At 67.8% G+C, this 11,931-nt stretch carries 11 protein-coding genes; 6 read left to right on the top strand and 5 right to left on the bottom strand.

The features are described from left to right. The first annotated feature begins 27 nt into the window (after positions 1-27). The 4 genes from ACJ4V0_RS18310 (at position 28) to lexA (ending at position 3,246) form a co-directional block, all read left to right on the top strand. Positions 28-693: a DsbA family oxidoreductase gene (locus ACJ4V0_RS18310; RefSeq protein ID WP_448301041.1), complete on the top strand. Its 666-nt coding sequence runs from the start codon at positions 28-30 to the stop codon at positions 691-693. A gap of 59 nt (positions 694-752) precedes the next feature. Beyond that, a complete protein-coding gene (gene moaC, locus ACJ4V0_RS18305) occupies positions 753-1,238 on the top strand; it encodes a cyclic pyranopterin monophosphate synthase MoaC (RefSeq protein WP_448301040.1) in 486 nt (161 codons plus the stop codon). A 3-nt stretch (positions 1,239-1,241) separates the two neighbouring features. After that, entirely contained in the window at positions 1,242-2,444 is a 1,203-nt protein-coding gene (locus ACJ4V0_RS18300; RefSeq protein WP_448301039.1) for a molybdopterin molybdotransferase MoeA, read from the top strand. Positions 2,445-2,553: 109 nt separating this feature from the next. After that, positions 2,554-3,246, top strand: coding sequence for a transcriptional repressor LexA (gene lexA / locus ACJ4V0_RS18295; protein ID WP_448301038.1), 693 nt, complete (start codon positions 2,554-2,556; stop codon positions 3,244-3,246). Here lexA and ACJ4V0_RS18290 read toward each other — a convergent pair. Then, the gene (locus ACJ4V0_RS18290) at positions 3,240-5,525 is read right to left on the bottom strand and encodes a ComEC/Rec2 family competence protein (protein WP_448301037.1); all 2,286 of its coding nucleotides are present in this window, start codon (positions 5,523-5,525) and stop codon (positions 3,240-3,242) included. The two genes, lexA and ACJ4V0_RS18290, sit on opposite strands and share 7 nt — an antisense overlap. 113 nt (positions 5,526-5,638) lie before the next feature. Between ACJ4V0_RS18290 and gltX the strand changes: the two genes are divergently transcribed. Then, the gene (gltX, locus tag ACJ4V0_RS18285) at positions 5,639-7,057 is read left to right on the top strand and encodes a glutamate--tRNA ligase (protein WP_448301036.1); all 1,419 of its coding nucleotides are present in this window, start codon (positions 5,639-5,641) and stop codon (positions 7,055-7,057) included. A 174-nt stretch (positions 7,058-7,231) separates the two neighbouring features. Further along, entirely contained in the window at positions 7,232-8,530 is a 1,299-nt protein-coding gene (gltA, locus tag ACJ4V0_RS18280) for a citrate synthase (RefSeq protein WP_448301035.1), read from the top strand. A gap of 73 nt (positions 8,531-8,603) precedes the next feature. Here the strand turns inward: gltA and lpxB are convergent, their stop codons facing one another. From lpxB to fabZ, 4 genes are read right to left on the bottom strand one after another with little or no spacing between them, the layout of a single operon-like run. Next, a complete protein-coding gene (gene lpxB, locus ACJ4V0_RS18275; protein WP_448301034.1) occupies positions 8,604-9,779 on the bottom strand; it encodes a lipid-A-disaccharide synthase in 1,176 nt (391 codons plus the stop codon). Next, positions 9,776-10,627: an LpxI family protein gene (gene lpxI / locus ACJ4V0_RS18270; protein WP_448301033.1), complete on the bottom strand. Its 852-nt coding sequence runs from the start codon at positions 10,625-10,627 to the stop codon at positions 9,776-9,778. The genes lpxB and lpxI overlap by 4 nt, the downstream gene beginning before the upstream one ends. Then, complete coding sequence (gene lpxA, locus ACJ4V0_RS18265; RefSeq protein ID WP_448301032.1) at positions 10,620-11,471, bottom strand: acyl-ACP--UDP-N-acetylglucosamine O-acyltransferase; 852 nt, start codon at positions 11,469-11,471, stop codon at positions 10,620-10,622. Before lpxA ends, lpxI begins: the two co-directional genes overlap by 8 nt. 1 nt (position 11,472) lies before the next feature. Next, complete coding sequence (gene fabZ, locus ACJ4V0_RS18260) at positions 11,473-11,931, bottom strand: 3-hydroxyacyl-ACP dehydratase FabZ (RefSeq protein ID WP_448301031.1); 459 nt, start codon at positions 11,929-11,931, stop codon at positions 11,473-11,475.

Below are 11,931 nucleotides of genomic sequence, written 5' to 3'. Positions count from 1 at the left end.
CTCGGTCTCCCGTTTGTGGAGACTGCCATGGCCGACAATGTCCTTACCCTCGACGTCGTGTCGGACGTTGTCTGCCCCTGGTGCTACGTGGGCAAGCGCCGGCTCGAGAAGGCTCTGGCCCTGGTCACCGACATTCCCACCGAGATCCGCTGGCGCCCCTATCAGCTTGCGCCCGAGCTGCCGCCTGAGGGCAAGCCTCGCCGGGAGTACATGCTCGCGAAGTTCGGCGATCCCCAGCGGATCCGCGAGATCCATCAGCGATTGACCGGGATCGGGGCCGAGGAAGGCATTCCCTTCGACTTCGACGGCATCGCGGTCGCCCCCAATACGCTCAACGCCCACCGGCTCATCCTCTGGGCGCGGGCGGGCGAGACCCAGGACCGGGTGGTCGAGGCGCTGTTCTCGGCCTTCTTCGTCGAAGGCCGCAATCTCGCCGACGAGCAGGTCCTGATCGACATTGGCGCGGGTTGCGGCCTCGACCGGGACCTTCTGACCGAACTCTTCGCGTCCGACGCGGACATCGAGCGCACCCAGCGGGAAATCGCCTCGGCCCAGCGCATCGGCGTCACCGGCGTGCCGTTCTTCATCGTCGCCGGGCGCTATGGAATCGCCGGCGCGGAAGCTCCGGAGACGATTGCCGGGGCGATCCGGCAGGCCGCTGGCGAGATGGCCCCGGGTGCTGCAGCCGGTTGAGCAACGCCGCGGCTCACAGATGCGTTGCGGCCGGGCCGCCGAGACGCTAAGCCGTTGCCATGGCACAGGGATCGAACCTCACCCACCTCGACGCGAGCGGGCAGGCCAACATGGTCGACGTCTCGGCCAAAGCCGCCACCGACCGGACCGCTGTGGCGGCCGGCTGCGTCGTGATGAAACCGGAAACACTGGCGCTGGTGCGCGCCGGAGACGCCAAGAAGGGCGACGTCCTCGGTACCGCACGGCTCGCCGGAATCATGGCGGCGAAGCGTACGCATGACCTCATCCCGCTCTGCCACCCCCTGCTGCTCACCAAGGTGGCGGTCGATGTGGTTCCGGACGAGGCGTTGCCGGGTGTCCGGGTCACCGCCACGGTCAAGGTCTCCGGCCAGACTGGTGTCGAGATGGAGGCCCTCACCGCCGTCTCTGTCGCCTGCCTGACGGTCTACGACATGGTGAAGGCCGTCGACCGCGGCATGAGGATCGAGGGGATCCACGTCGTCGAGAAGAGCGGCGGCGCCTCCGGCACCTACCGGGCCGCCTGAGCCATGGCCGGACTGCTTCCCGTCGCGGAGGCGCTGGCGCGGGTCCTGAAGGACGCGGCCCCCCTGCCCGAGGAATGGATTCCGGTCGCCGAATGCGATGGTCGCGTGCTGACCCGCGATCTCGTCGCAGCCCGCAGCCAGCCGCCGGAGGACGTCTCGTCGATGGACGGATACGCGGTGCGCGCGGCGGACCTTCCCGGACGTCTCACGGTCATCGGCGAGGCCGCGGCCGGCCATGCGTTCGCAGGAACCGTTGAGGCCGGAACGGCTGTGCGCATTTTCACCGGCGCACCGGTACCGGGCGGCGCCGACATGGTGGTGATGCAGGAGGACGCCGAACGCGATGGCGAAACCGTCGCCATCCCGGTCGCCGGAAATGCCGGGCGTTTCATCCGTCGCCGGGGTCTCGATTTCGCCGCCGGCGAAACCGGCCTGACGGCGGGAACGCCGATGAACCCGCGCCGGCTGGCGCTTGCCGCGGCGATGAACCACGCGATGGTGCCTGTCCACCGGAAGCCGCGCGTCGCCATCCTGTCGACGGGTGACGAACTGGTCGAGCCTGGAACGGCTCCCGCGCCCGGGCAGATCGTGTCGTCCAATGCGCTGGCGCTTGCTGCGATCGTCCACCGGGCCGGCGGCCTGCCGACGCATCTCGGCATAGCGCCGGACCGGCTCGACGCAACGCTCGACCGCGTCCGCCAGGCGCGTCTTACCGGCCATGACGTCCTCGTCACCTCGGGCGGCGCTTCCGTCGGTGAATACGACCTGATGCGGGAAGTGATTGCCGCCGAGGGGGCCGCACTCGGCTTCTGGAAGATCGCCATGCGCCCCGGAAAACCCCTGCTGATGGCCGATCTCGGCCCGATGAGGCTGCTCGGCCTGCCCGGCAATCCGGTCGCCTCCTTCGTCTGCGCCATGCTCTTTCTCCTGCCGCTGCTGCGCCGGCTCGGGGGGCAGCCTGACGACACCGCAGCCGGCGAGGAGGCGATCCTCGGCGCCGATGTCCCGGCCAACGACCTGCGCGCCGACCATCTGCGCGCCCGCCTGACCCATGACCAGGGGCGGCTCATCGCCACGCCCTCCGCGATCCAGGATTCATCCATGATCCGTGTGCTGGCCGAATCCGATGCGCTGATCCTGCGCGCACCGCATGCGCCAGCGGCACAGGCGGGCGACAAGTGCCGCATCCTGCGGCTCGATCGCTGATTGGCGCTTTACGAAATCTCAAGAGTTGCGGAACACATAAAGAACAGATAGTGATTGTTCATGATCTGTTCGGTCGAGTCGGACCGGTTACAATCGAGGACGGAAACCGATGCTGACGCGCAAGCAACACGAACTCCTTCGCTTCATCCAGGAGCGCCTTCAGGAGAGTGGTGTGCCGCCGTCCTTCGACGAGATGAAGGAAGCGCTGGACCTGCGATCGAAGTCCGGCATCCATCGGCTGATCACCGCGCTTGAGGAGCGCGGTTTCATTCGCCGGCTACCAAACAGGGCGCGCGCCCTTGAGGTGATCCGGCAGCCGGAGCAGTCGGCTGGCCCGGCGCGTGGCAAGTTCTCGCCCAGCGTCATCGAAGGGTCGCTCGGCCGGGCACGGCCATCGTCCTCCGACGACGAGACCGTGATGCCGGTCGCCGTGCCGCTGATGGGACGGATCGCGGCCGGCGTGCCGCGTGAGGCCATCGAGTCACGCATGTCGACTGTATCGATCCCTCCGGAGATGCTCACGCGCGGCGAGCACTATGCCCTTGAAGTCAGGGGTGATTCGATGATCGAGGCGGGCATTCTCGAAGGTGATCTGGCGCTGATCCGGAAGGGCGACAGCGCTGAGACCGGGGACATCGTCGTGGCACTCATCGATGACGAGGAAGCGACCCTGAAACGCCTGCGCCGGCGCGGCACGTCGATCGCGCTCGAGGCCGCCAACCCGGCTTACGAGACCCGCGTTCTCGGTCCGGACCGCGTGCGTATCCAGGGCAAGCTGGTGGGATTGATTCGGCGTTACTGAGCCGGCTCTATATCGGCCTCGTGCGGGGGCGCGGTATCAGGCTCGGCGTCGTTTGTGTCCGACTGCGGGGTCTGGCGCGCGGTGTCCGGCATCCGCAGCAGCGCAGGGGCGGCTGCGACGGCGGGCCGCGGTCTGAACCAGGGCCGCATGACCCCTTCCGGCCGCGCGGCCTCGATCCGCCAGCGATCGCCATCGCGATAGAGGCGGACAGCGCCCGTCCAGGCCAGGGCTTTGAGATCCACGACCATGGCCGCGCATGTCGGCGGCGCCGGATAGCGCGTCACGACAATGCGGGCCTCGCGGCAATCGTCCGCCACCGCATCGGAATGGCGTGGCACGGCGATCCGGCCTCCGCCCGGCAGGCTCATGGCACATCCGAGCGAATCGCAGGTAACACCCGCCGTGACGGTGTCGTCCGCCGCGTTGCGTGCGTCACCTTCCGCATGCAGCCAGCGCTGCACCGCGAAGCGGTTTCCGCGCGGCGAGACGACGCGCAGCGTCCCGTCCTGACCCCGCGCGGCGACCGTCGATCCTTCCCCGTCGATGATGATTGCGGCGCGATCACCCCCGGGCGCCAGGGCAAGACCGAGCACCACGAGCGGCACGCCCGTCCACCGCAGTGGCGTCGACAGGGCGGCGACGAGGATCATTCCGAAGGACAGGACGAGAAGGCCCGCAGGCCGCGCGGACGGGACGATGATCCGGCCACCCGGCCATGACGCTACCCATTCGGCGACGCGCACGAAAAGGTCGATGCCGAGGCCGGCCAGCGCCCAGACAGGTTTGTCCCAGCCGAACGGCCACAGCAGCAGCGCCAGGATCTCCAGCGGCATGACGATGAACTCGACGATGGGTGCGCCGAGCAGATTGCCTGCGACGCCGTAGAGATGGACCGTGTTAAAGTGGAAGGCGGCATAGGGCGTGGTGGCGAGGGATGCGACAAACGAGCTTGCGGCGAGCCCGATCACGCCGTTGGTCACCAGAAGAAGAGTGCGGCCGAGTCCCCCGGGGTCTGACGCCTGCCGTTCGGCCCAGGGGCGCAGGGTGACGTATCCAGAGACCAGCGCCAGCGTCGCCGCGAACGACATCTGGAAGCTCGGTCCCAGAAGGCTCTCCGGCGCGATGGCCAGCACGGCGAGAGCGGCGATTGCCAGCGTGCGCAACGTCAGCGCCCCTCTGTCCAGGGCGACACCGATCAGGACGACGGCGATCATGATCCACGATCGCTGCGTCGCGACCTCGGCTCCGGAGATCACGAGATAGCCGGTCGACACCACCAGTGCTACCACAGCAGCCCACGCCTTCACGTGGCGCTTCAGCGCGAGGGAGGGCACCAGCGTCAGGCCGCCGCGCACGACCGCGAAGACGAGGGCGGCGACCAGCGCCATATGAAAGCCGGAGATCGACAGGATGTGGTAGAGGCCCGCGACGCGCATGGCCTCGTTGAGGCCCTCGGGTATGCCGTCGCGCTTGCCGCTGACCAGGGCGTCGGCGATGGCGCCGGACGGTCCCGGAATGGCCGCCCGGATGCGCTCGCTGATCCTGGTGCGGATATGATCGAGCCCGGCGCGCAACCGGACCCCGATCGGTGGATCGCCAGCCTGCCCCTCCCCCACCCTGCCGATCACGAAGCCGCTGGCGCCGACACCGGTGAAGAAGGCGTCGCGGCCGAAATCGTAGAGCCCCGGCGCGACCGGGTCGGCTGGCGGGCGCAATCTCGCGGCGAGGCTCACGGGCCGCCCGACGACGGCACCCGTCGCGGCGCGGCTCGTGACACGGATGCGGAACGGCGCATCCCCTGAGAAGGGCGAGATCGATCGCACGCGAAGGGTCAGCCGTTCGCCGCTCTCGCGCCGCTCCACCGCTTCCACCCAAGCCTGCACCTGCACCACGCCACTGTCGGCGCCGAGCAGCGGCTGGGTCATCAGCCAGGTCTTCAGCGATCCCGCCGCAAACCCGGCCAATACGGCGGCGAATCCGGTGGTAAGCAGCCTGGCGACGGGCCGCTGTCTGGCGCGCCAGGCGATCAGGACGAGTGCGGCAAGGAGAGGCACGGGCGCCCATGGCAAGGGTTCGTCCGGGGCGGCAAAGTAGAGCAGGACGCCGACACCGAACGCCACTGGCAGGAACAGGAAGGCGCGACCGCGATCGAGCTCGAGCGCGGTCCAGGAGACAAAGCGCTCCCACCAGACACCGAAGGCGAGTTGGAGCGATCCGGTCGCGACCGGCCGCGCCCGCGCGGCCGTCGCCGCTGCGATGGCCTTGACCCGCGCCTTCATCCCGCTGCCCTCACGGGGCCGCTCCCCAAGTCGCGCGCAACATGCTACAGGCACGCGCTTTCCGGGGCCGAGACTATCGCGGCCCGGCTTCCCCTGTCGTCTTCGGAAGAATCATGACCGTCGTCACCCGCTTCGCGCCCTCCCCGACGGGGTTCCTGCATATCGGCGGCGCCCGTACGGCGCTGTTCAACTGGCTCTATGTGCGCAAGACCGGCGGCAAGATGCTGCTGCGCATCGAGGACACCGACCGCCAGCGCTCCACCACCGAGGCGATCGACGCCATTCTCGACGGTCTTTCCTGGCTCGGTCTCGCATGGGACGACCAGACGATCTATCAGTTCGCCCGCGCCGACCGGCACGCCGAGGTGGCCCGCCAGCTCCTGGCGCAGGGGCGCGCCTATCATTGCTATGCGACGCCCGAGGAACTGGATGAGATGCGGGCGCTCGCCATGAAGGAGGGCCGCCCGCCGCGCTATGACGGCCGCTGGCGCGATCGCGATCCGTCAGAGGCTCCGGCGGACGTCAAGCCGGTCATCCGCCTCAAGGCACAGCAGGACGGCGAGACGGTGGTGGACGACCTCGTCCAGGGCCGCGTCGTCATCCCCAACAAGGACCTCGACGATCTGGTGCTTCTGCGCTCGGACGGCACGCCAACCTACATGCATGCGGTCGTCGTCGACGACCACGACATGGGCATCACCCATATCATCCGTGGCGTCGACCACCTCACCAATGCGGCACGGCAGACCCAGATCTACCAGGCGCTCGGCTGGACGGTGCCGGCCATGGCCCACATCCCGCTCATCCACGGCCCCGATGGCGCCAAGCTCTCCAAGCGTCATGGCGCTCTGGGAGTCGAGCAGTATCGCGCCCTCGGTTACCTGCCGGAGGCTCTGCGCAACTATCTGGTCCGCCTCGGCTGGAGCCAGGGCGACAGGGAACTCTTCTCCACCGAGGAGATGATCGAGGCCTTCGATCTCTCCAATGTCGGCCGCTCGCCTGCCCGCTTCGACTTCGCCAAGCTGGAGGCGGTCAATGGCCACTACATCCGCCACGCGGACGATGCGCGGCTCCTGAAGGCCATCGACGACGTGCTGCCCCATATCGACAACGGCGCCGCCATCGCCGAAATGCTCACGCCGGAGGTCAGGGCGCAGCTCCTGAAGGCCATGCCGGGGATCAAGGAACGTGCGAAGACGGTGCTCGAGATCATCGACGGCGCCGGCTTCATCCTGGCGAAGCGCCCTCTGCGGCCGGACGACAAGGCAGCCGCGATTCTCACGGCGGAGGCGCGCGCGCATCTGGCCTCCCTGCACGGGCGGCTGTCGGCGCTGCCCGAATGGTCGGTCGCCAGCGCCGAGGCGGCTGTGCGCGCCGAGGCGGAGGTACGGGCCGTGAAGCTCGGAGCCATTGCCCAGCCTCTGCGCGCCGCGCTCACCGGCCGCACGACCTCGCCCGGCATTTTCGATGTTCTGGAGGTTCTCGGCCGGGAGGAGAGCCTCGCCCGGATCGCGGATCAGGCCCACGCCTGACGGGCGGGTCCGGCCTCTCATTCCGCCTCATACGAACGTCGCAGAAGGCAGACCTGCCGCCTGCTTCGGCTTGCCGCGTTGCGAAAAAGCGTCTATCCGAACCATGGGGCGCGACAGGTGACTGCCACCTGCAGCGGGCACGTTTAATCGTTCTGGAATTTCAAGGGGTTGCCGATGTCTGCAAGTGCAAAGACCGCGACATTGACGTATGGCGACAAGTCGGTCCAGTTGCCGGTGTCGGATGGAACTGTTGGCCCGTCGACAGTCGATATCGCCAAGCTCTACGCCCAGACCGGCATGTTCACCTATGATCCGGGCTTCACTTCGACCGCAAGCTGCGAAAGCCAGATCACCTATATCGATGGTGACGAAGGCGTCCTCCTCTACCGCGGCTTCCCGATCGAGCAGCTGGCCGAGCACGGCGACTTCCTCGAGACCTGCTACCTGCTCCTGTACGGCGAGTTGCCGACCGCCGCGCAGAAGGCCGATTTCGACTACCGTGTCACCCGCCACACCATGGTCCACGATCAGATGTCGCGTTTCTTCACCGGCTTCCGCCGCGACGCGCATCCCATGGCGGTGATGGTCGCAGCCGTTGGCGCCCTGTCCGCCTTCTACCATGACTCCATCGACATCGCCGACCCGCACCAGCGCATGGTCTCGTCGATCCGCCTGATCGCCAAGGTGCCCACCCTGTCGGCGATGGCCTTCAAATACTCCATCGGCCAGCCCTTCGTTTATCCGCAGAACGACCTCGACTACTCGTCGAACTTCCTGCGCATGTGCTTCGCGGTCCCCGCCGAGGACTACAAGCCGAATCCGGTCCTCGCCCGCGCCATGGACCGCATCTTCATCCTCCACGCTGATCACGAGCAGAACGCCTCGACGTCCACGGTTCGCCTCGCCGGCTCGTCGGGCGCCAACCCCTTCGCCTGCATCGCTGCCGGCATCGCCTGCCTCTGGGGTCCGGCCCATGGCGGCGCCAACGAGGCGGCGCTGAAGATGCTCGGCGAGATCGGACACGTCGAGAACATCCCGAAGTTCATCGCCAAGGCCAAGGACAAGAACGATCCGTTCCGCCTCATGGGATTTGGTCACCGGGTGTACAAGAACTACGATCCGCGCGCCAAGATCATGCAGAAGACCTGCCACGAGGTGCTCGGCGAACTCGGCATCAAGGACGACCCGCTGCTCGACGTCGCGGTGGAGCTGGAGCGCATCGCGCTCTCCGACGAGTATTTCGTCGAGAAGAAGCTCTACCCGAACATCGATTTCTACTCGGGCATCACGCTGAAGGCGATGGGCTTCCCGACCGACATGTTCACGGTGCTATTTGCCCTGGCGCGCACGGTCGGCTGGATCGCGCAGTGGAAGGAGATGATCGAGGACCCGCAGCAGAAGATCGGCCGTCCGCGTCAGCTCTACACCGGTGCCCCGCGCCGGGACTACACGCCGATCTCGCGCCGCAAGTAACGTCAGTTACCGGGAAAGTGGATTGTGCGGGGCGCTTCGGCGCCCCGTTTGCTTTCAGACGGGCTGCGCGGCGTCAGCCAGCGCGCGCCGGACCGGCGGCGCAGTCAAGAACGATGCGCGCGGCCTTGTCGCTGGGAGCCTCGCCGGCAAAGTCCATGATGGCGTCGAGCCGGGAAAAGGCAGCTGTCTGCCGCTCGCGCTCCGGCCCGTCGACGATGATGGCGGCGAGGGCGGCGGTCACCGCATCGATCGTGGCGTATTCCTGCAGGAACTCGGGGACCACCTTTTCACCGATCACCAGGTTTGCGAGGACCGCGGTGTCGGCACTGATGAGCCGGCGCGCAATCTGCGCTTCCAGCCATCCGGTCCGGTAGGCAACCACCTGCGGCACGCTGGCGACAGCCAGTTCCAGCGTCACGGTCCCCGAACAGGCGAGCGCAGCGCGAGCGGAGCGGAACGCGGCGAACTTGGCGGCTTCGCCATCGACGATCCGCGGGCGGACAGGCCAGCCGGCAATCGTCTCCGCGATGAGTTCGCGATACTGCGGCACCGCCGGCAAAACCCAGTCGATGGGCCCCGTCTGCGCCGTGACACGAGCGAGCACCTCTGCGAAGAGAGACGATAGCCTGACGATTTCCTGCCGCCGGCTGCCGGGCAGGACCAGCACGACGGGCGGCGTCTCATCGCGCCGCCGCGCCTCTGCATCGTTCGGGCGAAGGTCGGCGAGTCGCTCGGAAATCGGATGGCCGACATAGGTGCAGGCCGGGCCACCGAGCCGCCGATGCACCTCGGGCTCGAAAGGCAGCAGCGCGAGGAGATGATCGACATAGGGTCGCATCTTCGCGGCACGGCCGGAGCGCCAGGCCCAAACGGTCGGCGAGACGTAGAAGACGATCGGAATGTCCGGTCGCAGCGCACGCACGCGCCTTGCCACCCGCCGGTTGAACCCCTGACTGTCGATCAGCACGAGCACGTCGGGTGGCTCGGCCACGATGGCCTGCACCGTCTCGCGCATCCGGCGCAGCACGGCCGGAATATGAACGATGATCGACGTGATACCGATCAGCGATAACTCGGTCATCGGGAACAGGGACGCCAGGTCGCGCGCCTCCATGCGCAGTCCGCCCACGCCGCGGAACCTGATCTCGCCGGGATACATGCTGACCAGCGCATCCATGAGGTGTGCGCCGAGTTGATCGCCCGAGTTCTCACCCGCGATCATGAAGACATCGAGCGCGGGCGCCGTCATGCCGCCGCCTGCCCTGCGACGCCGACCACGAAGAGCCCGAGCCGGTCCGCGGTCCGGATGACCTCCTGCATGTCGACAACGAGCGTCGATCCCGCCACCACCGCAATGCCGCGCAGGCCGGCTGCGGCGGCCTTCTCCACTGTCGCCGGTCCGATGGCAGGCAGATCGACGCGCCGGTCCTGCCCGGGCTTCGGCGCCTTGACCAGAATGCCGTTGCCGCGCGGCCACCTTAGGCGCCCGCCCTCCAGCATGGCCGCACAGCGCTCCAGCATGCCGTCAGTGCCCTCGGCCCCCTCCACGGCGACGATCCGCCGTTGGCCGATCACCATGCCCTGGCCGACGTCATACGGGCCGAGCGCCGCGATCGCGCGACAGCCGACCGCGATGTCGGCCCAGTCGTCGTCGCCCGGGGTCCTGGCGCCAAGCGGACCCGACGGCATCAGCAGCTCCGGGGCGACGTCCTGGGCGGCCAGCAGGCGGAACCCCTGGCGCTCGAAGATTGCGGCGATCCCGCGCAGGAGATGGTCGTCTCCGCCCCGGTAGAGCCGGACCAGTTCGGGAAGGGCCCTGAGCGCGCCGAGGTCGGGGATTGTCGTCCAAAGATAGGGTCTAACGAGAGAGCCGATCAGCACGAGATCGCGGCATCCGGCCTTGCGGGCATGGCCGACCATGGCGCCGAAGCGGCCGATCCCGACCCAGGCATGGGGGTAGGCCTCAAGCTCGCGGCCGGCAATGCCCTTGAGCAGCAGACCGAAGACCGGGCGGCCCTGGGCGGTTGCTGCCCGCGCGAGGGCCAGCGGGAAGCTCCCCGCCCCCGCGATGATCCCGAGCGGGGTCGTCTCAGTCATCGGACGGAAGAGAGCCCGCACCCGCCGCACGGGTCTTCTTGGGCGCTGCCATCATCACTGGCCGCTTGTCTCCGGCCTCGATGAAGGCGATGAGCCGGCCGGCCGCCGGATGGTCGCGATAGGCGGCCGTCGCGTCGGCAAGCCGTTCCGCGAAGGTGCCGACGCCGTAGAACAGTGTCTCGTAGCAGGCGCGCACAACACGGACGTCCTCGCGGAGGAGGCCCCGCCGTTTCATGCCGACGACGTTGAGCCCGATCAACTCCCCGGACGTGCCGTTGGCGCCGAAGGCCATGCCATAGGGAATGACGTCGTCCTTGACCCCGGTGACACCGCCGATCATCGCGAAATCGCCGATCCGGGTGAACTGGTGCACCGCGCACAAGCCGCCGAGAAAGACGTAGTCGCCGACCTTCACATGGCCGCCGATCGTCGCCGCATTGGCGAAGATGACATTGTTGCCGACCCGGCAGTCATGGGCCACATGGGCATAGGCCATCAGGAAGCAGCGGTCGCCGATCACCGTCGCGCCGGTTTTCGGCGTGCCGCGGTTGACGGTGACGCTCTCGCGGATGACGCAGTCCTCCCCGATGCTCACCGTCGTCGGCTCGCCCTTGTAGGAGAGGTCCTGCGGCGGCGTGCCGATCGAGGCGAAGGGGTAGATCTCGGTGCGTGCGCCGATGGCGCTCCGGCCGTCGAGATTGACATGGGAATGCAGCGTCACGCCGTCGCCGAGTTCGACGTCGGGCCCGACGGTGCAGAACGGGCCGATGCGCACCCCCGCCCCGAGCCGCGCCGCCGGTGATACATAGGCCAGCGGGTGAATGTCGGTCGGGCGATCCGTCATCTCAGGCGTCCGCCAGCATGGCGGAGAGTTCGGCCTCGGCCACCAGCTTGCCGTCGACGAAGGCTTCGCCGCGGTAGAACCAGATGCTGCGCTTCCGGGCGATCTTCGTCATGTGATACTCGACCCTGTCGCCGGGCGTGACGGGCTTCCTGAACTTCGCCTTGTCGATGGTCATGAAGAACACCAGCTTGCCCGTGCCACCGGCGGAGGTCAGCGCCATGACGCCGCCCGTCTGCGCCATACCCTCGATCATCAGAACGCCCGGCATGATCGGATTGCCCGGAAAGTGCCCCATGAACTGAGGCTCGTTCGCGGTGACGTTCTTGATCCCGACACCGAACTCGTCGCCGCGCATCCGCTCGATCCGGTCGATGAGCAGGAACGGATAGCGGTGCGGCAGCGTGGCGAGGATCTTCTGAATGCCGACGGTGTCGATGCTGGTGCTCGTCGTGTCGTCCAT

It is taken from the genome of Phreatobacter aquiterrae (assembly GCF_053471285.1).
Note: the sequence above shows the minus strand (reverse complement) of the source record. Positions and strands in the feature narration are given on the sequence as shown.

Bases quoted from the DNA above. Each gene is read 5' to 3' on its own strand.
- ACJ4V0_RS18310 (WP_448301041.1), top strand. From the start codon at position 28: ATGGCCGACAATGTCCTTACCCTCGACGTCGTGTCGGACGTTGTCTGC.
- moaC (WP_448301040.1), top strand. From the start codon at position 753: ATGGCACAGGGATCGAACCTCACCCACCTCGACGCGAGCGGGCAGGCC.
- ACJ4V0_RS18300 (WP_448301039.1), top strand. From the start codon at position 1,242: ATGGCCGGACTGCTTCCCGTCGCGGAGGCGCTGGCGCGGGTCCTGAAG.
- lexA (WP_448301038.1), top strand. From the start codon at position 2,554: ATGCTGACGCGCAAGCAACACGAACTCCTTCGCTTCATCCAGGAGCGC.
- ACJ4V0_RS18290 (WP_448301037.1), bottom strand. From the start codon at position 5,525: ATGAAGGCGCGGGTCAAGGCCATCGCAGCGGCGACGGCCGCGCGGGCG.
- gltX (WP_448301036.1), top strand. From the start codon at position 5,639: ATGACCGTCGTCACCCGCTTCGCGCCCTCCCCGACGGGGTTCCTGCAT.
- gltA (WP_448301035.1), top strand. From the start codon at position 7,232: ATGTCTGCAAGTGCAAAGACCGCGACATTGACGTATGGCGACAAGTCG.
- lpxB (WP_448301034.1), bottom strand. From the start codon at position 9,779: ATGACGGCGCCCGCGCTCGATGTCTTCATGATCGCGGGTGAGAACTCG.
- lpxI (WP_448301033.1), bottom strand. From the start codon at position 10,627: ATGACTGAGACGACCCCGCTCGGGATCATCGCGGGGGCGGGGAGCTTC.
- lpxA (WP_448301032.1), bottom strand. From the start codon at position 11,471: ATGACGGATCGCCCGACCGACATTCACCCGCTGGCCTATGTATCACCG.
- fabZ (WP_448301031.1), bottom strand. From the start codon at position 11,931: ATGGACGACACGACGAGCACCAGCATCGACACCGTCGGCATTCAGAAG.